The organism is Bacillus sp. I-2 (assembly GCF_001974945.1).
GTDB classification, from domain to species: Bacteria; Bacillota; Bacilli; order Bacillales; family Bacillaceae; genus Bacillus; species Bacillus safensis.
Map to the genome: position 1 here is coordinate 1 of NZ_LZRW01000001.1, position 23,580 is coordinate 23,580.

Here is a 23,580-nt window from a genome sequence, read left to right on the forward strand (position 1 = left end):
CCTTCTGTTCGCTCGACTTGCATGTATTAGGCACGCCGCCAGCGTTCGTCCTGAGCCAGGATCAAACTCTCCGAGGTATGCAGGATGCATATCACACATGCGTTGCTACACGATGTAGCGAACTTAGCATGTGATCATTTCCTGCCTCGCCAGTTTGACTGACTACCTATGAAGTATCATAGGATTTTTTATAAAAACTCGAATTAACAGGTACGTTTTGTCTTGTTTAGTTTTCAAAGATCATGTTCATTATCGCTCAGAGGCGACTTTCTTAATATAACATTTGAGCAACGTGTGCGTCAAGCGTTTTTTAGAATTTCTTTTTGTCAGCTTTTCTTTCAAAGCAACTCAGTTGCTCGTTAGCGACGTTTAATAATATACCATCATAATATTCATGCGTCAATATCTTTTTTCACAAAATATCCTCGATGAAAGATTTTTTGTCCCTTTGTCTCAATCGGCTCCACTTGAACAATTCCTTTTTCCACAAAGAAATCAATCATGACGCTAAGGTCAGGCGTGAAATATTTAAGATCAGGATGTGCAAGAAGCTCACCAAAAAGCCATATATCCTTCTGTTCCATGACATGACGCAAATGAGCGGCACCAATTTCTGCTTTTGAATGGATCAAAAAATCATTTGCTAAAAATAAAAGTTCCAAACGTTTATGCAGACTTTCATGGCTTTCAATCAGTTCTGAATAAAGTTTGTATACTTCCGGCTCCATATGACGCACTTGGTTCCAAACGGTCACTTCTGGATGGAAGCCTTTATCAATTACTTCAATACGTGCTAAGTGATGCAGGGCATGCACAATGGAATTATATGCATCAAGGAATTGATTTGACTCAAAAAATGCTTTTCCTTCTATATATCTGCGAATGAGCTTGCCATATTCTAAACCGATTTTGAGCTTGCGGTTTGAAAACGGGAATGTACTTAGTTCATCAATTAAGTTGAAGATATATTCATTTCGATCAAACAGGACTTTGCCATTCAAAATCCAATCGATGATTCGGCGGTTAGTGCCGAGGGTAATCCATTCCTTCAGTTGATCATCTGTGACAACATTTAAAGAAGCTGTTTGGTGATCGGATTCATAGTGCTTGATAAATAACGGCTCTTCCGCTTCTTTTACGATGACTAAAAGTGCTGCATCAAAGTTATCCGTCTCAGAAGATACTTTATGTCTTCTTTCTACTATAATCACAGCTAATGTGTCTGGATGGCTTGCTCTCTCTTGGTAAATAGGACGGAGAAGATTTTCCATAGTGATTCCTCCAATACTCGGGTGTAAAGTTCTTCTCTAATGCTATGTATTTCTCCTCATAGAATCAAAATTCCTTCAATACATGAAAAAAGATCATTGAATCATTATAAGCAATTTATTCACAAAACTCTATAACTAATTCAAATGGAAAGGTAAAATGTGCTATATTGGAGATAAGGGGGACTAGGGATGGCGAAATACTCCAGTAAGATTAATAAAATCAGAACATTTGCACTTAGTTTGGTTTTTGTTGGCTTTCTGATCATGTATATCGGGGTGTTCTTCAAGGAATCGATCTGGCTGTCGACTTTCTTTATGCTGCTTGGCGTCTTATCGATTGGATTAAGTACAGCCGTTTACTTTTGGATCGGTATGCTTTCTACAAAGGCTGTACGTGTCGTTTGTCCAGGCTGTGAGAAGGAAACAAAAGTGCTTGGGCGGGTGGACATGTGCATGCATTGCAGAGAGCCGCTTACACTTGATCCAGCATTAGAAGGTAAAGAGTTTGATGAATCCTACAATCGAAAAAAGTCATAAAAATAAGCTGACCATTTAAACGGTCAGCTTTTTCATTAATGATTTTCTTTTTTCGCACATTCTTGACAAGTTCCATAGATCTCCAAGCGATGATGACTGACTTTAAAGCCTGTCACATGGGATGCAAGCTGTTCAACTTCATCAAGGCCAGGATAGTGAAAGTCCACGATTTTTCCGCAGTTTTCACAAATCGCATGGTAGTGGTCAGATGTCGCAAAATCAAATCGGCTTGAGGAATCACCATACGTTAATTCCTTTACTAATCCAGATTCCCGGAAGACTCGTAAATTGTTGTAAACCGTTGCGACACTCATGTTTGGAAATTTTCCTTCAAGTGCTTTATATATATCGTCCGCGGTTGGGTGTGTCATAGAATTTACGAGAAACTCCAAGATGGCATGGCGCTGCGGAGTAATTCGAACACCGGTTTCTTTTAGAGCATCTAAAGCGTCTTTTAGTTCGTGAGCAGCCATTTCATCATGCACCTCTCTTCAAAAATATTCTTATATTATAATCTTTATAAATAGTGTACCCCCAGAGCCGAAACTTTGTCAATTACAATCCTCTTTTTTACCTATTCTTCTTTACAAAAAAGACCGGCATGTCTGCCGATCTCATCATATGAGGATATTAAGCGTGAGCTTTCAATTCCTCAAGCGCTTCCTCTACGTGGTCTTTTACCTTTACTTTCCGCCATTCTTTCACAAGCGTGCCTTCTTTATTAATAAGAAACGTTGAACGCTCGATTCCCATATATTCTTTGCCAAAGTTCTTTTTCAGCTTCCATACCCCAAAGGCTTCAGACAATTTCTGTTCATCGTCTACAAGAAGAAGAAACGGCAAATCATGTTTTTCTTTAAACTTTTGGTGCTTGTCCTGACTGTCTGGGCTTACGCCGATAATGACAGCATCTAATTCTGCAAAGCTTTGATGGCGGTCGCGGAAATCACATGCTTCTGTTGTACAGCCTGGTGTCATATCTTTTGGATAGAAATAAAGGACAATATGTTTTCCTTTAAAATCAGAAAGCTTTACTTTCTCCCCATTGTCACCGGTTAATTCAATGTCAGGTACTTGCTGCCCTACTTCGATTGTCATGACACAATCCCTCCAACCTATTTTTTCATTAGCCTATCCAATTTTGAGAGGATATTCAACTAAGGACGCTTGCATCGGCATGTTAAAATAATGATAGACGACGTGATACGTTGAGATAGGAGGCTATTTATGAAATTCACAGAATCAGAAAAATTACATCAAGAGGCGCTGGAGCACATTGTTGGGGGTGTCAACAGCCCGTCTCGTTCATATAAGGCAGTAGGCGGCGGTTCACCCGTTGCGATGGAAAGAGGAGAAGGCGCTTATTTTTGGGATGTTGACGGAAACCGCTATATCGATTATCTGGCAGCATACGGTCCAATTATTACAGGACATGCCCACCCGCATATTACAAAAGCCATCACGAAAGCGGCTGAAACAGGTGTCCTTTACGGAACACCAACGAAGCATGAAGTCACTTTTGCTAAAATGCTGAAGGAAGCCATGCCTGCTTTGGACAAAGTTCGTTTTGTCAATTCAGGTACAGAAGCGGTGATGACAACGATTCGAGTGGCTCGCGCATATACAGGCAGAACAAAGATCATTAAGTTTGCCGGATGCTATCACGGCCACTCTGATCTTGTGCTAGTGGCAGCCGGCTCTGGTCCTTCCACTTTAGGAACACCTGATTCAGCGGGCGTACCAAAGAGTATCGCTAATGAAGTCATTACCGTTCCATTTAATGATATTGACAGCTATAAAGAAGCATTAGATCGCTGGGGTGATGAAGTAGCAGCTGTCCTTGTCGAGCCAATTGTCGGGAACTTTGGCATCGTAGAGCCTAAGGACGGTTTCCTGCAGCAGGTCAATGACCTCACACATGAAAAAGGCGCACTGGTGATTTATGATGAAGTCATTACCGCTTTCCGCTTTATGTATGGCGGTGCACAGGACTTGCTTCAAGTAAAACCTGACCTCACTGCATTAGGAAAAATTATTGGCGGCGGACTTCCTATCGGCGCTTACGGCGGTAAAAAAGAAATTATGGAACAAGTTGCCCCGCTTGGACCAGCCTATCAAGCTGGCACAATGGCAGGAAACCCTGCATCCATTCTTTCAGGTATTGCCTGCTTGGAATTGTTAAAAGAAGACGGCGTTTACGAGCGTCTTGATCAGCTTGGCGCTATGTTAGAAGAAGGCATTTTAGCCCATGCCAAAAAGCATCAAGTAGATATTACAGTGAATCGCTTAAAAGGAGCGCTCACAATTTATTTCACAACAGAAACGATTGTGAACTACGAGCAGGCTGAAAATACGGATGGCGAAATGTTTGCCCGTTTCTTCAAATTAATGCTCGCGCAAGGCATTAACCTCGCTCCTTCTAAATATGAAGCTTGGTTCTTAACGATCGCTCATACTGAAAAAGATATTTCTGAGACGCTGCAAGCAGTAGATCATGCATTTGCACAGCTGAAACAATCATAATGAAGTCCAAAACAGGCGTAAAAACAGGCGCCTGTTTTTTTATTTACCAGCTCTTGTTTGTCAAAAGCGTGCGAATCTGTTACATTTCTTCTCAATACCTTCTTTTGATGTTTTCATGAACTTTCAAAAATCACTTGAATATTTCGGAAGACCGCTGTATATTACTTAGTTGTTTCATCAAAATATGAATGATAAATGACGAGTGATCATCTATTATCGAAAAGAAAGGAATGCAGGGACAAAACCAATGAAACTTGGAGCCCGTATTTTAAAAACTGGTATTGCCATTGTACTCGCGCTTTACCTGGCAACATGGCTTGGGTTGCCAACGCCCGTCTTCGCGGGAATTGCAGCTGTATTTGCTATCCAGCCATCAATTTATCGATCTTTTTTAACCATTGTAGATCAAGTGCAAGCCAATATTATTGGAGCAGCGCTTGCCATTACGTTCGGTCTGCTTTTTGGCACAGGACCAGTCATTATCGGTTTAACCGCCGTCATGGTCATCGCCATTAATTTAAAGCTGAAGATTGAACACACCATTCCGATTGCACTTGTAACCGTCATTGCGATTTTAGAAAGTGCAGGGGATCATTTCCTTTCCTTTGCCTTAATCCGAACAGCTACTGTGGTGTTAGGGGTTCTCTCTTCATTTTTAGTGAATTTAATCTTCCTGCCGCCAAAGTATGAAACAAAACTTGTTCATCACATTATGGAAAATACGGAGGAGATTTTAAAATGGATTCGTCTGACCTCCAGACAGTCTACTGATCATTCCACATTAAAGGATGACATCGATCAAATAAAAGAACGCATGATCAAATTAGATCACATTTACTTGTTATACAAAGAAGAACGAAGCTATTTAAAGAAAACCACGTATGTCAAATCAAGAAAGCTTGTTTTGTTCAGGCAGGCCATTATGACATCAAATCGCGCTCTGTATTTGCTGAAAAAGCTTCATAAATTAGAAAATGAAATTCATTTGATGCCAGAGCATTTCAGGGAAAGCTTAACGGATGAGATTGATTATTTATTGTATTGGCATGAGCGCACCTTGATGAAATTCGTCGGAAAAATGAAGCCGCAGGACGATGAATTTCAAAATGAATGCTCTCTTCGCCTTGAGACGTTAACGAAATCATTTATTCAGCATCAGCAAAACCAAGAAAACGACTTGCTCGATTACAATATGCTGAATGTCATGTCCAGCATCATCGAATACCGTGATGAATTAGAGCATTTAGATACATTGATTACAAGCTTCCAGACGTATCACCCAAAAGATAGTGAAATCGAGACAGAAGAAAAAGAAGCATAAATAGAAAAGACCGATTCCTAGAATCGGTCTTAAATTGTTGACAAAGAGCTAAAATGATCTTGATTTTTGCTCTTTGTCTTCTTTTCAGCGTGACCTGAAAACCTTTGCAGTCTAGGAAGAACGAGTACCGGAGCGGAGCGAATTGAGTATTCGTGAGCACCGGCACGCAGGACTGACACTTAATGCGAGGGTTTGCCCGCGCGCTGAGACCGATTCTGAGAATCGGTCTTATTTTATTTTCTTCATTTTAGGATCCAGTGTGTCTCTTAATCCATCTCCCATCAGGTTAAAGCCGAGAACAGTCAGCATGATCGCTATCCCTGGAAAGAATAATGTCCAAGGGGCTTGAACGAGATAAGGTCTCGCGTCGGCGAGCATTTTCCCCCATTCTGGGCTTGGCGCCTGTGCACCTAACCCTAAAAAGCCTAAAGCGGCTGCCTCAATAATTGCGGTTCCGATCGCTAGCGTCGCCTGGACGATGACTGGCACCATACTATTTGGCAGAATGTGACGCAGTACGATGCGGCGGTGTGACATCCCAACCGCCTTTGCTGCCAGCACGTATTCTTCTTGTTTAATACTCAGCACTTTTGAACGAACGAGCCGTCCAAAGGTTGGGACATTAATAATCGCAATGGCAATAAGGGCATTTTGTAAGGAGGGGCCTAGAATGGAGACAATAGCAATCGCTAATAGAATGCTAGGAAAAGCAAGTAAAATATCAAACAATCTGGAGATCACAGCATCTAACACTCTTCCGCCATAGCCTGCTATCAATCCAAGCAGTGTGCCTAAAATGACAGACCCGAGAACCGAGAAGAAGCCGACCCATAAGGAAATCCGTGCTCCATGCACAACTCTCGAAAATATATCTCTGCCGAAATCATCCGTACCAAACCAGTGTGCAGCTGAAGGGGCACTAAATCGCTCCCCGAGTGATTGTTCATTGATTCCATAAGGAGCAATGAGCGGTGCAAAGATCGCTAGGATCAGAAATAAAAAGACAATCACACTGCCAATGACCGCCAGCTTATGCTGAAAGAACTGCTTCATTGATTCAAGAATCAATGATTGAGAGCGTTCATCTTTTGGCTGAGGTGGTTCAAGCTCTTTTTGTGCTTCCATATTGTCACTCTCCCTCCCTAATATTTAATCCTTGGATCAATGACCGCATACAAGATGTCCACAATGAAATTGATCAGGACAAATATAAGCGCAACGACAAGAATACCTGTTTGAATGACTGGGTAATCACGATAACTGATGGCGTCATATATATACCGCCCGATTCCCGGCCAAGCAAAAATGGTTTCTGTTAAAATCGCTCCACCAAGCAAGAGGCCCGTCTGAAGACCAATAATCGTCAAGATCGGAATGAGCGCATTTTTCAGGCCATGCTGATAAATGATAAAAAATGAACGTACTCCTTTTGCTTTTGCTGTTCGAATAAAGTCGGAATGAAGCACTTCCAGCATACTTGCCCTTGTAATTCTCGCAATAATCGCAGCAGGAATTGTGGCGAGTGCTGTACTTGGTAAGATCAAATGCTTGATGCTGTCAGCGAATTGATCAAACCGGCCCTGCAAAAGCGTGTCCAGTGTATGGATATACGTGATTGATTCGACTGGATTCCTTACGTCTTCTCGGCCCGTTGTCGGCAAAATACCTAATTCGATCGAGAACAGCCACTGCCCCATTAAGCCTAACCAGAAAATTGGCATGGACACTCCGATGAGTGCAATAAACATCGCGGCATAATCAAAGAAAGAATGCTTAAACCAAGCACTAATGATTCCAGCATTCACTCCCACGACAATCGCCAGCACCATGGCAAAAAAGGTCAATTCTAACGTCGCAAATAAGTAGGGCTTCATTTCCTGGGCAATAGCCGCTCCTGTTCGAATGGAAGTCCCTAAATCCCCTTTTAAAAGGCCAAGCATATAATGACCGTATTGAACGTACCATGGCTGATCTAAACCGAGCTGGATCGTTAATTGTTCTACAGCCTCTTTCGTTGCCCGCTGTCCTAAGATGACCTGCGCTGGATTTCCAGGTATAAAACGAATAATTGAAAACACGACCAATGTCATTCCGATCAGTACTGGGATGAGCATTCCTGCCCGCTTCATACAATAAGCAAACAAACAGCTTTCACCGCCTTTATCTTTGTTTGATAAGGGAGATACATGATCTCCCTTATTTGCTTATTCGAAATACACGTCAGTTAAAGCTTCTGAACCAGTTGGGTGCGGCTGATATTCTTTTAAATCATTAGATGCGGCAAGCATTGGAATTGAATGCACCAATGGAATCCAAGGCGCTTCGTCATGAATGATTTCCTGCGCTTTTTTATACAGCTCATTTCGTTTCTTTTGATCTGTGTCTGTTTGCGCTTCAATAAGAATGTCATGCATTTTATCGTTTTCGAAGAATGTATAGTTGTTACCACCAATGCTGTCTTTGTCCAGCAGTGTGTAAATGAAATTATCAGGATCGCCATTGTCCCCTGTCCAGCCTAATAAGAACACATCTGCTTCCCCTTTACTTGCTTTATCTAAATAGGTGGCCCAGTCATATGTCACAATTTCTGCTTTGACGCCGACCTTTTCAAAATTTGACTGAATGACTTCTGCTACCTTCATCCCATCTGGCATATATGGACGCGGTACAGGCATTGCCCAAAGCTTGATGCGAAAGCCGTCAGGGAAGCCCGCTTCTTTTAATAGTTCTTTCGCTTTTTCTGGATCATACGGATATGGTTCAATGTCGTCATTGTAACCTTCTAAAGCTGGCGGCAATGGATTTTTTGCTGGCTCAGCAAGTCCGCCATAAAATGACTCAATAATCGATTCTTTATCGACCGCATAATTGAGTGCCTGACGAACCAGCTTGTTATCAAGCGGCTTTCTTGTGACGGTCAGTCCGATATAGCCTACGTTCATCGATGGTCTTTCAATGAGCTGGAGTGCTTTGTCGGTTTTAATGCCATCTAAATCTGACGGATTCACGCCATCCATTAAGTCGATCTCGCCTGTTTTAAGGGCATTTAAACGAGCAGAGTTTTCTGGAATGGAGCGGAAGATGATTTGATTCAGCTTTGGTTTATCCTTCTGCCAATACTCCTCGTTCTTTTCTAACACGATGCGGTCGTTTTGCTTCCACTCTTTAAACTTGAATGGTCCTGTCCCCACTGGATTTTCTCTAAATGAATCACCGCTTTTTTCAACAGCCGCTGGACTGGCAATGCCAAATGGTGACATAGCAATGTTTTTGAGAAATGTCGCCTGCGGGCGCTTTAGCTGAAATTCAATTTCATGCTCGCCTTTGACGATGATGTCTTTAATGACATGCCCTTTATCTTTTTTATAGCCGCCAAACATCCCATAGTAAGGAAACTTTTCTGCGTCTCCATTCATCCAGCGGTCAAAATTGAATTTCACTGCTTCTGCGTTAAAGTCTGTGCCATCGTGAAATTTCACACCTTTTCTTAAATAGAATGTGTACGATTTTCCGTCCTTTGCAACATCCCATTCTGTTGCGAGGCCAGGATGGATGGTCGTGTCTTTCTCACCGTAGTTCAAAAGCTTTTCAAATATATTCTCTGTGACCTTAAAGGTTTCGCCTTCTGTTGTTGTGATTGGATCTAGTGAAGTGGAATCTCCCCCTCTGCCAAATACGAGGGTATCTTTTGTTGCCTTTTCTTCTGATGTCGGTGAAGACGAGCATCCCCCTAAAAAGAGCGCCAGTGCCAGCACAAAAATGAAACTACTGAATAACCATGTCTTCTTCATTGTATTCCTCCTTTAGATATAAATAACACGCGGCCGCGTGCCCCGGTTCCTCCTCATACAAAGCAGGAACTGCTTTCAAGCATTTCTCCCATCTTTTTGGACACCTTTTGTAGAAAGGACAGCCGCCGCGTTCCGTCATTGTGGTCTCTTCTGCTGCCACGTCTTGCGCCTCTAGTACGTGATCCATATGTGGAATGGATTTCAGAAGCAGCGACGTATAGGGATGGAGCGGGCTGTGAAACACATCTTCGGCCGGCCCCATCTCCACAATGCGCCCAGCATACATGACGGCGATCCGGTCGCTCATATACCTGACAACCCCAAGGTCGTGAGAAATAAACAAATACGTCAGAGAAAGCGTCTTTTGCAATTCAAGCATCAAATTCAAAATTTGCGCTTGAACGGATACATCTAAAGCCGAAACTGGTTCATCGGCAATAACTAGACTCGGGTGCGTAATAAGCGCTCTAGCGATACCGATACGCTGCCTTTGTCCGCCGCTGAATTGATGCGCATAACGTTCCCCGTAAGAAGGATCAAATCCAACAATGTGCAGCATCTCTTTTACCCGTTTCCGTCTTTCTGCTTTCGTCCCATGATGATGAACAATCAGTGGTTCCTCTAAAATATCTTTGATTTTCATTCTTGGATTTAAAGAAGCATATGGATCTTGAAAGATCATTTGAATGTCTTTTCTTAAGGAACGCATGTCTCGTTCTTTTAGAAGGGTGATCTCCTGCCCTTTTAATTGAATAGAGCCTGATGTCGGTTCAGTCAATCTCATTAGGCTTTTGCCAAGTGTTGATTTACCGCAGCCTGATTCACCAACAATGCCAAGCGTTTCTCCTTCCTTCACATGAAAGGACACTTGATTTAAAGCCAAAGTCGATTGTTTATGTTTAGAAAAAAAAGCGGCTGTGTCATACCGTTTTGTCAGCTGATTCACTTGCAAGAGTGGTTGACTCAGTGTCTTCTCCTCCTTCCATTAGAAAACATGCCACGCGGTGATTCTGTTCAATGGATTGTAAGGCTGGATCTTTTTCAAGACATTGCGCCATTTGATATGGGCAGCGTGGTGCAAATTGACAGCCGGACCGGATGGCCCCTGGCTTAGGCACATGACCTGCAATAGAGATGAGTTTTTCTTTTTTCTCTTTAAACGATGGAACTGAGGCGAAAAGACCTTTCGTGTAGGGATGCAGAGGTTTTTGAAAAATACGGTCAACGGTTCCTTCTTCTACAATTCGACCGGCATACATAATCATGACTCGCTGGCATATTTGCCGCACGACGCCTAGATCGTGGGTAATAAATAAAATAGCGGTGTCCATCTCTTCGTTCAGCTTTTTTAGCAGACGAAGGATTTGCGCTTGGATGGTCACATCAAGTGCAGTTGTCGGTTCGTCAGCGATCATGAGCTTTGGATGACAAAGCATTGCCATCGCAATCATGACACGCTGGCGCATGCCGCCTGATAATTCGTGTGGATATTTTTTTAGTAACGATTCGGCTTGCTTCAAACCAACAGTTTGAAGCAGATCAATCGCCTTCGCTTTTGCTTCTTTTTGACCGATTGATTGATGTGTAAAAAGGGCTTCCGTCATTTGTTTGCCGATGGTCATTAATGGGTTCAGAGAGGTCATAGGCTCTTGGAAAATCATCGAAATGTCATTTCCTCTTATCTCTCGCCACTGTTTCTCTGAAAGTGACAGCAGATTTTGCCCTTCGAAATGAACCTCGCCCGTTGTATCGGTTTGCTGATTCAATCCCATTAATGACATGCTTGTGATACTTTTCCCGCAGCCAGATTCGCCCACAATCCCTAACGTTTCCCCTTTTTGAATCGAGAACGATATGTGATGGACGATGGGCACTTTTTGCTTTTTCTGCTGAAACGCAATGGACAGCTGTTTGACATCTAGCAGCACGTCTTGTTCTTTCACATATTCACCACCCCGTCATACTTTTTAAAATTGTATTGAGACAAGCTGGGAAATATGTCATGTTTTTGACAAGCATAAAAAAGCCTATCCGCTAGAATCGGATAGGCTTCTACTAATTTAATGTTTGAATGGTAAATAAATGACGATAGTGGCTGTCTCGGTCCATTAATTCTTCGTGTGTTCCTTTTTCCACTATTTCGCCTTGTTCCATGACCACAATTTGGTCAGCGTGTGTAATGGTTGATAATCTGTGTGCGACAATAAAGGTTGTGCGATCCTTCGCCAGCTTTTGCATCGCTTCTTGAATGTAATGCTCACTTTCTAAATCAAGTGCAGACGTCGCTTCGTCTAAAATCAACAGCGGTGGATTTTTAAGAAATACCCTTGCAATGGAAATCCGCTGTTTTTGCCCGCCTGACAACTTTACGCCCCGTTCTCCTACTTTCGTGTCATATCCTTCAGGAAGAGACATAATAAAATCATGCGCATTTGCCGCTTTTGCAGCCGACACGATTTTTTCAAAAGGTGCTTCAGGGTCACCAACCGCAATATTTTCTTTAATCGTGTCACTGAATAGGAATGTATCCTGCAGCACCATTCCGACTTGATTTCGAAGACTTCTTGCTTTGTACTCTTTTATATCAATCCCGTCAATTTCAAGTGACCCGTTTGTGACATCATAAAACCTTGGAATTAAGCTGACGAGTGTCGACTTCCCTCCACCGCTCATTCCTACAAGCGCAACCGTTTGTCCTTTGTCTACTTTCAAGGAGATATTGTGCAGAATCTCTTCCTGCGTGTGTTCATAACGAAACGACACATGTTTAAACTCTACCTCTCCTTTTAAATGATTGGCTTCTTTTGCATTCGGCCGGTCTGTGACCTCATATGGCTCATCAATAAACTCAAAGATCCGATCCATTGATGCAACGGACTGGGTTAAAGTTGTGGATGAGTTAATGAGACGGCGAATTGGATTGTACATCCGGTCAATATAACCGACAAAGGCGATCATGGTCCCGATCGAAAGCGAACCGTTAATCACGGTGTAGCCAGCAAATGCAATGATTAACAGCGGTGCAATGTCAGTGATCGTATTGACGACAGCAAATGTTTTGGCGTTCCAATTCGTATGGTTGATTGCTTTGTTTAAGAAATTTTTGTTTTCATCATGAAAATTCTCTTGTTCATATTCTTCAATCGCAAAGCTGCGAATGACCGGCATTCCTTGTACCCGCTCATGCAGGTGCCCTTGCACTTCTGCCAGCGCCTGTGACCGCTCTTTTGTCAGCTTGCGAAGCCGTCCGTAAAAATACTTTACTGCAAACGCATATAGCGGAAAAATAATGACAGACACGATGGTGAGCTTAAGATCCAGTGTACACATAATGGCGATCACGATCAGTACAGTCATCATATCCAGCCAAATGTTCATGAGACCTGTGATGACAAATTCCTTTGTCTGCTCCACATCGTTGATCACTCTTGAAATAATTTCTCCTGTTCTCGTGTTGGCATAATAACGAAGACTTAGCTTTTGAATATGTGAGAACAGTTTTTCCCGAATATCAAATAATACCTTACTGCCTGTCCACTGAGCGTAGTATTGTCTATAGTATTCAACAGGCGGCCTCAACACTAAAAATAATACGAGCATGATTCCCATTATGATCAGTAGAGTTGATGTCTTTTCTTCAGCTGACCCCGAGCCTTGAATGACATCATCAATGACATACTTTAAAAGCAGAGGCAAGGTTAAGGGAATCGAGAACTTAATCATTCCAATGACCATTGTCAATGCAATCTGTTTTTTATACGGTGTTACAAAAGCCATGTAGCGTTTAATGACCCCCATGTAAATCTCCTTCCCAATCTATCAGTGCCTCTTATCCGTACGCAGTCAAAAACCTGTTAGCCTAAAAAAAGCCAAACAGGTTTTTTGATGCTCTTGCTTATTTTGTATAATGTAAAAAACGTTCATACCACATATCCACAAATTCAGGAGCAAACGGACCTTTCCGCTGGTGAATCCAATGCAGTAATGTATTCAGATGCTCTCTTAAGATACTATCGATTTCTTTTGGATAATTCATCTGCCTCTTATGATCTGCATATTCATCCTCATCCAAAATATTGTACGTCATGTCTGGAAAGACTTTGACGTCTAAATCGTAATCAATATACTTAATCGCCTCATCATCTGTCGCAAAAGGAGAGCTGATGTTGCAGTAATAATATACCCCATCATCTCTAAGCATCCCAATTACATTAAACCATTGTTTTGCATGGAAATAGCAAATAGCCGGTTCTCTCGTCATCCAAGTACGGCCGTCGGATTCAGTCACCATTGTACGGTCGTTTGCACCAATGATACACAATTCCGTTGCTTTCAGAATGGTGGTTTCATTCCAAATCCTGTGGATCAAGCCATTATGTTTATAGCTTTGAATTTGGATGGTTTCTCCTTCCTTGGGATAGCCCATATTTTCTCCCCTACTTTCTATAACAAACAAACCTAACAGTCCAAAGACCTAATTTCCCAACTAAACATGTCTCTATTATATTATACCGTTACATCATTAAAAAATGAAATGAAAAAGCCATTCAACCCAATTGAACGGCACACTGACTTACATCACGCTAGAACTCTTTTCCATCTGTTTATATGAATTGATGACCTCTTCTGTTTGTTTTGTAAATAAGGTTTGCACTTTTTGCAGTTCCTCACGTTTCTGTTTGATCTGATCACAAAGCCTATGCCACTCTTCTTTTTTTTCATCCTGCAGCAATTGTTTTTCTGTTTCTAAGCATAGATCGAGTTCTCCCTGCACATCGAGCAGTTGATCCATGAGCTGCATTTGTTCTTTTACAAGCTGATCGAAATCAGACATCTAACTCCTCCCTTTTCATCGGATCCACTTTTTGTCTGTATACCATTTCTTGAAAGAAGGAAGAAATCCTTTGACTGTTTATGTAGAGGTTTTACAGGTTTTGTCGGATGGTGATGAGAGGCAAAAAGAAAAGCACTTCATTCGTATATGAAGTGCTTTCCTTTGTTTCAGTGATTAGCTGTTTTGTTGTTTGTTTTGCTCAGCTTTTTGGTTGTATTTTTTTACTTGCTGTGCGTCAGTCTCACTAGCAAATTCAGTACCAAATTGACCGCCTTGTGCAGAAGCTTGGTTTTGTTTCTTCACTTGTTGCGCGTTTGTTTTGTTTTGTTGTTGATCCATCATTATCACCTCCACGCACATTAATTTGTGCAGAAGGTGTACATCCTATTCATGATTTTTTTTAAACAAGCAAAGAACGTCCGCCATCCACAATAATCGTCTGGCCTCTAATCATGTCTGCTTTGCCTGATACAAGGAATTCCACACTGTCGACCATGTCTTTAATTTCCACCATTCGGCCGGCAGGTGTATTTTTCTTCGCATCTTCTAAAAGCTCTTCTCGGTTCGGGAAGTGCTTGAGAGCATCGGTATCGATCGCGCCGCCTGATACAGCGTTGACGACGATATTTTTTTGTGAAAGCTCCACTGAAAGGTAACGTGTCAAAGCTTCTAGTGCTGCTTTTGATACGCCGACTACTGTGTAATTTTCAAGGTAACGGATGGAGCCAAGAGAGCTAATGCTGACGATATGTCCGCCGCCGTTTTTCTCCATTAGTTTTGCCGCTTCTTGTCCGCAGAATAACAAGGCTTTCGCATTGATATTCATCGTCCAGTCCCAATGATTTTCTTCAAGGTCCATAATTGGACGCTGAACACCTGATGCCGCATTGTTTACAAATACATCTAAACGGCCAAAGGTTTCGTCGATTTGCTGAAACATGTCTTTGATTTTCTCAGGCTGGCCTACATTCGCTTTGACAACCAATGTTTTAACACCCATCGCTTCAATTTCTTCCGCTGTTTCAAGTGCGGCTTTTTTGCTTCTCGCATAGTTAATGACAATGTCATATCCTTTTTCAGCAAGGCGGAGGGCAACTTCTTTCCCGACTCCTCTGCTGCTTCCTGTAATTAATGCACATTTACGTTGACTCATTATGGTTCATCTCCTGATTTGAATAGTTTTCGTTCATTCGCTTCACACTAATAGGAAAGTTCCTATTAGGAGGTTACATTCATGTATGTCGGACGCGATTTAAGCCAGCTTGGCATGATGTCCAAGGATCAATGGAAAGATACTGAGCTTGCTTACTTTCATCATGCTTTCCAACAAATTTTACCTTATTTGAATGAAGAAGGGCAATCTAAGTATCGAGAAATCATTTCTGAAATCGAAGACCGCGGGGGTTTGCATCGAAATGAAGCTGATTATACCCACGGTACAACGGTTAAATATGACTAGGCTGCTCAAGTGCCAGCTTCCAAATTTTTTGGTGTGAGACTGGCAAAGCATACGCCTCAAATTCTTCTGTTGTGACTTTCTTCAGCATCGTGTCATCAGATATAGAGGTAACTCGTCCAAAGAAAACAGAAATATTCCAGATGAGGTGGGTAAATACATGCTGAATGGTGCCTTCTAAATCACCAAGCTCCGCTTGTACACCCGCCTCCTCTTTTAAGAAATCAATCAGCTGCTCTTTTTCCGTTTTTCTTCCCTTCATGGTTTCCATGTTAGGAAATTCCCATAAATTCGCAAGGAGGCCTGTACTTGGCCGCTTATGAATATATAGGTTGCCTGCGTCATCAAATAACACCGCGGCTGCCATTGATTTTGCAGTCGGCTTTTTCTTTTTGCTTTTCACTGGGAGCTCATGCTGAACGCCTTCCTCGAATGCCGAGCAATGCATGTTCACAGGGCAAATGAGGCAGGCAGGGGATGTTGGGGTACAAATGAGCGCACCAAGCTCCATCAGCCCTTGATTGAATTCTGACGGCTTTTCCCGGGAAATGAGCTGATCGACCGCAAACTCGAAAATATTTCTCGTTTTTGGTTTTGCAATATCATCCCATACGGACAAAATACGAGAAATGACCCTCATCACGTTGCCGTCTACCGCAGGATACGGCTTGTTATAGGCGATACTCAGCACTGCGCCGCTCGTATATGGGCCTACACCTTTGAGCTTTGAGAATTGCTCTTTCGTATCAGGGACAATGCCACCGTAGGATTCATATACTTCTTTCACAGCTGCCTGTAAATTACGTACTCTTGAGTAGTAGCCAAGACCTTCCCATGCTTTCATGACCTTTTCTTCATCAGCTAAAGCGAGATCCTTCACCGTCGGGAATTGCTCCATAAACCGGTTGAAATACGGAATGACCGTATCTACTCTCGTTTGCTGGAGCATGACTTCTGATACCCAGACGCGGTATGGATCTTGATTTTCACGCCATGGCAATGTTCGTTGTTCTTTTTCATACCAATCAATTAAATCATGCTGAAAGCCCGCAATATCTTTGCGGTCCAGCTTTTCTTGAATGTCTTTCATATCTATACTCCTTCTCATTGGACCGAGGGCTAACGTTCTGAATAGAACCTTATTTGTTGTATACTGTTTGTAGATACGTTAACATGTTACATTAAATCGGGATAAAGCAAAAGTGATTTTGCACATAGTCTTGATTGCAGACGTATACTTTGTATGATTGTTCCTAAGCATGACAACTAGGAGGTAATCAATTGGACACTGGTACTCATGTAGTAATGGGCATTTCTCTTGGGGGACTTGCACTTTTAGATCCAGCCGTCAGCGCAGATCCACACATGGCACACGCCGTGATGATCGCGACCATCGCCGGCTCCCAAGCACCAGACATTGATACTGTGCTAAAACTAAAAAATAATGCGGTTTATATAAGAAATCACCGAGGATTTACACATTCCATTCCGGCTGTACTGTTCTGGTCATTGCTGATTCCGGCTGTGATTTTCCCATTTGTGCCTGGGGCGGATTTACTTCACCTTTGGTTATGGACACTATTAGCCGTTGTGCTTCATGTGTTTGTCGATATATTCAATGCATACGGCACGCAGGCCATTCGTCCATTTTCGAAGAAATGGGTAGCGCTTGGAATCATTAATACGTTTGATCCGTTTATCTTTTTTACACACCTTGTCGCCATAGTCGTTTGGGCGATTGGCGGACATCCCGGCTATACGTTCATTACGCTGTACGCCGTGATTTTCTGTTATTATATCGTCAGGGTCATCATGCAGCTTCAGATTAAACGTCAGTTGCGTGCACGATTCGATGAAATTGAAGAGATTATTATTTCACCTACAATGAAGTTCAGACAATGGCGCATCGCCGTGAAATGTAAATCCTCTTTCCATGTTGGGCGCAGCATGAATGGAGAAGTCGTCATTTTAGACACCTTTAACCGTGTGCCGGTCCCTGACACCGAAATTATGAAAATTGCCAAACAAGATGAAAACATTTCAGCCTTTCTCTCCTTCTCCCCTGTCTACCGGTGGGAAGTGGATAAATTTAAGGATCATTATGAGGTGCGGTTCATTGATTTGCGCTACCGCAGCAAAGGTCATTATCCTTTTGTCGCGATCTGCCATATCGACATGGACCACCAAATCAAAAATTCCTATACCGGCTGGATTTTCAGTGAAGAAAAACTGCAAAAAAAATTAAGACTCGGCTCTGTGTGAGCGAGTCTTTTTTGTGCTTCACTCTTACAACTTCGTCATATATTCCACAATAAACTCCCAAAAGCCAGGTCCTTCTTGGTAAATCAGCCGGTCTATTTTTTCGATGAGTTTGATATAGAGTTCTTGCTCGAGGTCTTCTCTTTCTTGATATGCCGTGTTTTGTAGTTTCTTTTTGATCATGGGTGAGAAGGTTTCAATGAGTTCTTCCATTTCTCCATTGGTCATTTTGTCTTCGGGCACGGACATCTCCCCCTGTTTTTTCTTTTAGTTTATTGAGTGCTTTTTTGTGAATGTTTGAGATGTTTTGTCTTGTTTCGCCTAACTGATCGGCTATTTCTTTCATCGTTAGGCCTTCGACATAGATTTGGGTTAGGACCATTTTTTGTTTGTCTGTGAGCTGCTGGTAGGCCTTGTACAATGTTTGATCTTGCAGATGTTCTCCTAGGTCTTGCTGATTGAAGAGCACGGCTTCATACGTATCTGTTTGAACAGGGTCTTTCACTTCTTGCGTATCAGGATGGTCGAGTATGAGCGGAAAACGCTGCTGTTTCTTTTTTACTCGTTTGTCAAAGTCGACTGAAAAGATGCGTATCATTGTGGAGATATACTTGATGATGCGGATTTTCTGATAGAACTGTTTGAACTCGGAATCTAGTTTTTTGGCATTTTCCTCGTTTGGCTCTTCCATGACTTGCCGGAGCAGCTGCTCGTTTTTCGGGTTGCTTAAAAACTGCTGAATGAGCGGGTGATCAATGATTTCTTTCCATTTTGCCTTCAATAACAGCCGATAATCCATGTGCATCCTCCCCTTTGTTCTCTCTACTAGCATTAAGTGGACAAAAGTTAAAAAAAGTAAACTTCGTGAAACGGGTCTAATGGTTCATTTTATCCCCCTCTGCTTTCCTTTTTCTTCTTTCATACCACTTATATAGAAGACGAGTATCCGCTGGGAGGTGAGACAAATGGAGACCTTTTTTTCAGAGGAATGGCTGAAGCAGCTCGGCCAGGCTGGCTTCCCTGCCATTTTGACGGTTTACTTGCTGACACGCTTTGAACGAAAGTTTGATGAATTAAGCAAGCTCATCCAACGATTAGTCGCTGCTCAAAAAAATGATGAATCAGATTGACATCTGCTTGATTCGTTTCACCTTATGAAAACGAGGGCGAAATGAAAGGCCTTTTGTCACCTCACACAATACGATGTTGAAAGGGGATTTTATCATGAGTGAAAAGCAAAATGGAATACCACAGCCGATTCGAGGAGAAAAAGGAGCAACGGTCAAAATTCCACGTAATCTCGAGCGGGACAGACAAAATCCAGATATGCTCACGCCGCCAGAAACCGATCATGGAACGGTCTCAAACATGAAATATTCATTCTCTGATACACACAATCGTTTAGAAAAAGGCGGCTACGCCCGCGAGGTAACGGTCCGTGAACTGCCGATCTCAAAAAGTCTTGCATCTGTCAATATGCGGCTAAAGCCTGGTGCGATTCGTGAGCTGCACTGGCATAAGGAAGCGGAATGGGCGTACATGATTTATGGGGAAGCCCGGATTACATCGGTTGATGCAGAGGGGCGCAATTTTACAGAGGATGTGACTGAGGGTGATTTGTGGTACTTCCCTTCTGGCCTACCGCACTCTATCCAAGCACTTGAACCGGGAGCTGAATTCTTGCTTGTGTTTGATGATGGGTCATTCTCAGAAAATAGTACGTTCCAAGTAACCGATTGGCTTGCCCACACGCCAGAGGAAGTCGTGCTCAAAAACTTCGGTATGACAAAGGAGCAGTTTGACAAGCTGCCAGAGAAAGAAAAGTATATTTTCCAAAAAGGAATTCCTGGTTCTCTTGAATGTGACAAGGTGAAAACAGAGCAAGGAGAAGTCCCGAATTCCTTTAAATATGAGCTGTTAAAACAGGAGCCGATTACGTCAAGCGGCGGACAGGTGTGGATTGCGGACTCTACCAATTTCAAAGCGTCTAAAACGATTGCATCTGCTCTTGTGAAAGTTGATCCAGGTGCCATTCGCGAGCTGCACTGGCATCCAAATACGGATGAATGGCAATATTTTATTTCTGGTAAAGCACGAATGACGGTATTTGCCTCTGATGGTCATGCGAGAACCTTCAACTATCAGGCGGGAGACGTTGGATATGTACCATTTGCGATGGGACATTATGTAGAAAATACAGGCGACGAACCGCTTTATTTCTTAGAAATCTTTAAGAGCGATCATTATGCAGACATTTCACTGAATCAATGGCTTGCGGTCACACCGAAACAGCTTGTTCTTGATCATTTAGATCAAGGCGAAGACTTCTTAAAACTGCTTGATACTGAAAAACATCCTGTGATCGCTGCGCCTAAAAAAGAGGATTAACATATAACTTCCTGCAAAAAGGCTGTCCTTTTTGCAGGTATCTTCATGTAAAGGAGTGTTGGTTCACCTATGCAGCAATCTGTTCACGCTTTATGGCAAGGGCTGAAATGGCTCATGGCGGCGTCGGCTGTCTGTTACATATTTTTGTTGTTTTGTGTACTGTTCTTTCATTTAACGGGTGCTTTTTATCAATCAATTTTATCGATGCTTTTATTTATGGGCATCTATGTGATTCTTGGAATATCCTTTGAGCATGTGGAGCATGTGCTCATGAGAGTTGTGAGAAAGTGCCGTTCCAAAAAACGCTCCATCGTTTTCTATGCCATTTCAATTCATCTCTTGTTTATTTGGGGTGCTGTCTATTTATCAGATGAATTGGTAGGCGGCATTTTACTGTCTACCTCTGAGGAAATCCTCTTTGCCCTAAGCCTTTGGTTGTTTCATTTTTTGTTTGATTATGCGACCTTTTCGTTTGAGAAAGAAGTTTAGTGAATGCTTCATATGATGGATATCATGCTCAATCAGCCCTCGGAAGATAAAAAAACACCACTTATGATGAAAAGTGGTGTTTCTTGTGTTTTCTTCGTGCATATAGGATCGCACCAATCAAACTGACGAGTGAAATCAATGCAAGAATTCTGATATAAGGCGGATAGTAGGTTAGCACAATCTCGTTTTTGCCTTTTTCTATTGGAAAACCGATAAAGGCGTAATTGGCTTGTTCAATATCGGTCTGCTGTCCGTTTACTGTGAGCTCCCAGCCTTTTTCATATGGTACTGGCAGAACCATATAATCATCGCCGCGTTTGTTATCATATGAAATCGTAAAGCGGTTGTTTTCGAGCTTTACCTGCTGTCTGCCATCATCCTGCTTTTCTTTTTCATATGCCTTCTCTAGGACGCGGTAAGGCTCTTGATACAACTTCAATTGATCGAGTTCATACGTCCCTTTTGGTACTCGAATGGAAAGGATTTTTTCCGCAGGGACTCGAATCGTCACTTCATTGACGCCTGTTTTGTAGATGGATGTATTGCTTTTTCGTGAGGTGACGTAGTTGTCAACGGATAACTGAAATCCTTCGTTACGGTCTGTCCGCTTCACATAAAAGCTCACATACACATCCCCAGCGCGGGCCATATCATCTGGCAGCGTGATATTCAGACCGCCTGTTTCTCCGTATACATCAAGCACGCCATGTTCGTATATGGCTTGTATCGTATGAATATTTGTATCCTTGACTCGATCTGGCGCGTGCTCAATTTCAGCGTTTCCTTTTTTGTCTAAAACCACACCTTGCAGCATTGCATGCTCCCTATCAAGTGCTGAGGCATCCTTTAAGGATTCTTCTGAATAAACGGTGCTTGTTGTTCTTGCAAATGGCAGCGGCCGTGTATTTTCATACACTTTATAATGCTCGCTTTCCAATATAGGCTTAAAATAAGCTGGCGGTGAGTAAGGCATCGCGCTCGTTCTCATATAATACTTTCCGTAGGTCAGGCTGTATAAATTCGCTCTGTCCCCCATTGTTGCATAACGGCTGACACTTTCCCGTCCCATATCGATTTGCAGGTCATTCCAGTAGAAATTGAGTAAATGCTGATTCAATATACTTGAATACGCACTCATGCCTTGAAAGCCTTCAAATAACGGGGTATTGTTGCGCACGCCGTTCATCCAGTCAATCCGGGCAAGCGGATCTTTTGAAGAGCGGCTTTGAATCTGCTGAATGAGCTTCATTTGCTCATGTCCAGCATAAGCCTCACTATTCAGATACATATCTGATACGCTCTTAATATTGCTTCTTTCAGATAAATAGCCCTGCTGGTACACGCCTGCTGTCAGTAAGCTGAAAGCGATGAGCACAGCTGAAAAGAGACGAAGATGCTGGCGTTTTTCTGCATGAATCACAAGGAAAAACAAGCTGATCACAAGCAGTCCTATGCCTGTAAATACAACAACATCCATATTTCCCTTTGCTCGTTCTGATAAGATGACTGCGAGAAGAAACACGATCCAAGCGCCTAAGACCGCACGCTTTTTCCACTTCCACTCGATTTGCGAGAAATGCTTGATGGTGATGGCTACGACCGCTCCAACTGTAAAGGCAAGAATGTACTCAAACCTGTACTGCGGTGCCGAAAAACCATTAAACACGCTCGCCATCTTTGGACTGTAGTGAAAAACAATGAGCAGAACGCTGATCGATGTAAACATGAAAAACCACCTGTTCCGATAGAGCGGAACGAGGAACATACAAATGAGAAAGATCACAGGTAATAAATACACCCTGCTTGTAAACAGCAGATGATCATGCAGATCAAACCAAGGTATGGATTGATCATACGGCGGCCTTATATTATTAAGAAAGCCATAGACAGACGGGACAAAAAAGGCAGCACTGATCCCAAAGGATAACAGCGTAGAGACCGCCAGCGTCCAGAACACTTTCCACCCCTGCTCCTCACTTCGAAGCTTGATGATATATCTGAAGACAAGATAGATCGCTAAAAAGATAAAATGAATATAAGCAAAGTAAAAGTTGTTGATGAGCATCAGGCTGCACGCCGCAATAAACCAAGCCGGCTTACCCGTTTTGAAAATCCGTTCAACCCCAAGCACAAGCAGCGGGAGCCACATCATACTGTCGGTGAAAAACTCCCAAAACGTTTGATGCCGAAAATACACAATAGACAATCCGTAAATTGCGGCTCCTGTTAATGCGCTCAGCCTATGCTGAACCATTGAAAGAAGCACACGGTAAGCGATGAAAAGAATAAGCGTCAGCTTGATCACACTCAGCCAAATGACGGCATTTGCCCAGAAATGAATGTCCGTTGACTGGATGACATGAAGCGCATTCATCAGCCAGACGACAGCGACTGTGACCATAAAGACAGTCGACGTTGTGAAATAATAACCTAATTGCGTATATGTACCGCCGCCTAGACCGAATTGATAGGAATAAAAGAAGTTCCCTTTGACGTATTCATCGTAAAGCAGCTTTTTAAATGGGAGCATTTGTGAGATTCCGTCTCCATCTCCTGTCATATACCGGCCTTGCGTATATTCATATAAGAAAAAGGAGTGTCCTAATAAAGCGAGAATGAGGCACATTCCTATCATTATCCATCTACGTTTCATCATCTAAATCCTTTCCACAAAAGATCCACTTTTCTTTGAAACAAAACAACCCAGCAAG

General features: G+C 42.5%; 24 protein-coding genes, 1 rRNA gene and 1 pseudogene. 8 read left to right on the top strand and 18 right to left on the bottom strand.

Features of this window, described 5'->3' with window-relative positions; all coding sequences use genetic code 11:
- Both BAE31_RS00005 and BAE31_RS00010 read right to left on the bottom strand, forming a co-directional pair.
- Positions 1-77, bottom strand: a 16S ribosomal RNA gene (locus BAE31_RS00005); the annotation flags it as partial.
- A 315-nt stretch (positions 78-392) separates the two neighbouring features.
- Positions 393-1,271 (bottom strand): nucleotidyltransferase-like protein, encoded by an 879-nt coding sequence (locus tag BAE31_RS00010; RefSeq protein WP_041106793.1) that lies wholly within the window; start codon positions 1,269-1,271, stop codon positions 393-395.
- 189 nt (positions 1,272-1,460) lie between these two features.
- Here BAE31_RS00010 and BAE31_RS00015 point away from each other — a divergent pair, with 189 nt between their 5' ends.
- On the top strand, positions 1,461-1,808 hold the full coding sequence (locus BAE31_RS00015) for a YgzB family protein (protein ID WP_024425201.1): 348 nt from the start codon (positions 1,461-1,463) through the stop codon (positions 1,806-1,808).
- Positions 1,809-1,843: 35 nt separating this feature from the next.
- Here the strand turns inward: BAE31_RS00015 and perR are convergent, their stop codons facing one another.
- Both perR and bcp read right to left on the bottom strand, forming a co-directional pair.
- A complete protein-coding gene (gene perR, locus BAE31_RS00020) occupies positions 1,844-2,281 on the bottom strand; it encodes a peroxide-responsive transcriptional repressor PerR (RefSeq protein WP_012009347.1) in 438 nt (145 codons plus the stop codon).
- A 157-nt stretch (positions 2,282-2,438) separates the two neighbouring features.
- Positions 2,439-2,906, bottom strand: coding sequence for a thioredoxin-dependent thiol peroxidase (gene bcp, locus BAE31_RS00025; RefSeq protein WP_024425791.1), 468 nt, complete (start codon positions 2,904-2,906; stop codon positions 2,439-2,441).
- A gap of 129 nt (positions 2,907-3,035) precedes the next feature.
- Between bcp and BAE31_RS00030 the strand changes: the two genes are divergently transcribed.
- A complete protein-coding gene (locus tag BAE31_RS00030; protein ID WP_075622604.1) occupies positions 3,036-4,331 on the top strand; it encodes a glutamate-1-semialdehyde 2,1-aminomutase in 1,296 nt (431 codons plus the stop codon).
- Between the two features lie 247 nt (positions 4,332-4,578).
- Entirely contained in the window at positions 4,579-5,652 is a 1,074-nt protein-coding gene (locus BAE31_RS00035) for an FUSC family protein (RefSeq protein WP_024425203.1), read from the top strand.
- 228 nt (positions 5,653-5,880) lie between these two features.
- On the opposite strand, the gene BAE31_RS00040 is transcribed toward BAE31_RS00035, so the two are convergent.
- The 10 genes and pseudogenes from BAE31_RS00040 to fabL all read right to left on the bottom strand — a co-directional run bounded on the left by BAE31_RS00040 (position 5,881) and on the right by fabL (position 15,430).
- The gene (locus BAE31_RS00040) at positions 5,881-6,777 is read right to left on the bottom strand and encodes an ABC transporter permease (RefSeq protein WP_025093464.1); all 897 of its coding nucleotides are present in this window, start codon (positions 6,775-6,777) and stop codon (positions 5,881-5,883) included.
- A gap of 17 nt (positions 6,778-6,794) precedes the next feature.
- Complete coding sequence (locus BAE31_RS00045; protein WP_024425205.1) at positions 6,795-7,796, bottom strand: ABC transporter permease; 1,002 nt, start codon at positions 7,794-7,796, stop codon at positions 6,795-6,797.
- A 60-nt stretch (positions 7,797-7,856) separates the two neighbouring features.
- Positions 7,857-9,443 carry an ABC transporter substrate-binding protein gene (locus tag BAE31_RS00050; protein WP_041106789.1) on the bottom strand — a complete coding sequence of 529 codons (1,587 nt, stop codon included), beginning with the start codon at positions 9,441-9,443 and terminating at the stop codon, positions 7,857-7,859.
- Positions 9,418-10,395: an ABC transporter ATP-binding protein gene (locus BAE31_RS00055; RefSeq protein ID WP_083703950.1), complete on the bottom strand. Its 978-nt coding sequence runs from the start codon at positions 10,393-10,395 to the stop codon at positions 9,418-9,420. Before BAE31_RS00055 ends, BAE31_RS00050 begins: the two co-directional genes overlap by 26 nt.
- Positions 10,364-11,386: an ABC transporter ATP-binding protein gene (locus BAE31_RS00060; protein ID WP_076839059.1), complete on the bottom strand. Its 1,023-nt coding sequence runs from the start codon at positions 11,384-11,386 to the stop codon at positions 10,364-10,366. Before BAE31_RS00060 ends, BAE31_RS00055 begins: the two co-directional genes overlap by 32 nt.
- Before the next feature lie 112 nt (positions 11,387-11,498).
- Positions 11,499-13,241: an ABC transporter ATP-binding protein gene (locus BAE31_RS00065; RefSeq protein ID WP_076839061.1), complete on the bottom strand. Its 1,743-nt coding sequence runs from the start codon at positions 13,239-13,241 to the stop codon at positions 11,499-11,501.
- Positions 13,242-13,338: 97 nt separating this feature from the next.
- Positions 13,339-13,869, bottom strand: a complete 531-nt coding sequence (gene ntdP, locus BAE31_RS00070; RefSeq protein WP_024425209.1) for a nucleoside tri-diphosphate phosphatase — start codon at positions 13,867-13,869, stop codon at positions 13,339-13,341.
- A gap of 147 nt (positions 13,870-14,016) precedes the next feature.
- Entirely contained in the window at positions 14,017-14,277 is a 261-nt protein-coding gene (locus BAE31_RS00075) for a YgaB family protein (protein WP_039177303.1), read from the bottom strand.
- A 174-nt stretch (positions 14,278-14,451) separates the two neighbouring features.
- A pseudogene (locus BAE31_RS00080) lies at positions 14,452-14,601 on the bottom strand (gamma-type small acid-soluble spore protein); the annotation flags it as partial.
- 76 nt (positions 14,602-14,677) lie between these two features.
- Positions 14,678-15,430, bottom strand: a complete 753-nt coding sequence (gene fabL, locus BAE31_RS00085; RefSeq protein ID WP_024425211.1) for an enoyl-[acyl-carrier-protein] reductase FabL — start codon at positions 15,428-15,430, stop codon at positions 14,678-14,680.
- Positions 15,431-15,511: 81 nt separating this feature from the next.
- Between fabL and BAE31_RS00090 the strand changes: the two genes are divergently transcribed.
- Positions 15,512-15,736: a hypothetical protein gene (locus BAE31_RS00090; RefSeq protein ID WP_003217808.1), complete on the top strand. Its 225-nt coding sequence runs from the start codon at positions 15,512-15,514 to the stop codon at positions 15,734-15,736.
- Here the strand turns inward: BAE31_RS00090 and mutY are convergent.
- Positions 15,723-16,823 (bottom strand): A/G-specific adenine glycosylase, encoded by a 1,101-nt coding sequence (gene mutY, locus BAE31_RS00095; RefSeq protein WP_076839062.1) that lies wholly within the window; start codon positions 16,821-16,823, stop codon positions 15,723-15,725. The genes BAE31_RS00090 and mutY overlap by 14 nt on opposite strands.
- 191 nt (positions 16,824-17,014) lie before the next feature.
- On the opposite strand from mutY, the gene BAE31_RS00100 reads away from it, so the two are divergent.
- On the top strand, positions 17,015-17,995 hold the full coding sequence (locus tag BAE31_RS00100) for a metal-dependent hydrolase (protein WP_073204407.1): 981 nt from the start codon (positions 17,015-17,017) through the stop codon (positions 17,993-17,995).
- A 24-nt stretch (positions 17,996-18,019) separates the two neighbouring features.
- Here BAE31_RS00100 and rsoA read toward each other — a convergent pair whose 3' ends face one another.
- Together rsoA and BAE31_RS00110 are read right to left on the bottom strand one after the other, a co-directional pair.
- Entirely contained in the window at positions 18,020-18,241 is a 222-nt protein-coding gene (rsoA, locus tag BAE31_RS00105) for a sigma-O factor regulator RsoA (RefSeq protein ID WP_076839064.1), read from the bottom strand.
- Positions 18,189-18,791 carry a sigma-70 family RNA polymerase sigma factor gene (locus BAE31_RS00110; protein ID WP_076839065.1) on the bottom strand — a complete coding sequence of 201 codons (603 nt, stop codon included), beginning with the start codon at positions 18,789-18,791 and terminating at the stop codon, positions 18,189-18,191. The genes rsoA and BAE31_RS00110 overlap by 53 nt, the downstream gene beginning before the upstream one ends.
- Positions 18,792-18,957: 166 nt before the next feature.
- Here BAE31_RS00110 and BAE31_RS00115 point away from each other — a divergent pair, with 166 nt between their 5' ends.
- The 3 genes from BAE31_RS00115 to BAE31_RS00125 all read left to right on the top strand — a co-directional run bounded on the left by BAE31_RS00115 (position 18,958) and on the right by BAE31_RS00125 (position 20,869).
- On the top strand, positions 18,958-19,122 hold the full coding sequence (locus tag BAE31_RS00115) for a YvrJ family protein (protein ID WP_073204399.1): 165 nt from the start codon (positions 18,958-18,960) through the stop codon (positions 19,120-19,122).
- Between the two features lie 94 nt (positions 19,123-19,216).
- Positions 19,217-20,380 carry an oxalate decarboxylase family bicupin gene (locus tag BAE31_RS00120; protein ID WP_041106363.1) on the top strand — a complete coding sequence of 388 codons (1,164 nt, stop codon included), beginning with the start codon at positions 19,217-19,219 and terminating at the stop codon, positions 20,378-20,380.
- Positions 20,381-20,449: 69 nt separating this feature from the next.
- Positions 20,450-20,869 (top strand): regulatory YrvL family protein, encoded by a 420-nt coding sequence (locus BAE31_RS00125; protein ID WP_041106361.1) that lies wholly within the window; start codon positions 20,450-20,452, stop codon positions 20,867-20,869.
- A gap of 61 nt (positions 20,870-20,930) precedes the next feature.
- Here BAE31_RS00125 and BAE31_RS00130 read toward each other — a convergent pair whose 3' ends face one another.
- A complete protein-coding gene (locus tag BAE31_RS00130; protein WP_076839067.1) occupies positions 20,931-23,525 on the bottom strand; it encodes a YfhO family protein in 2,595 nt (864 codons plus the stop codon).
- Positions 23,526-23,580: the final 55 nt, after the last annotated feature.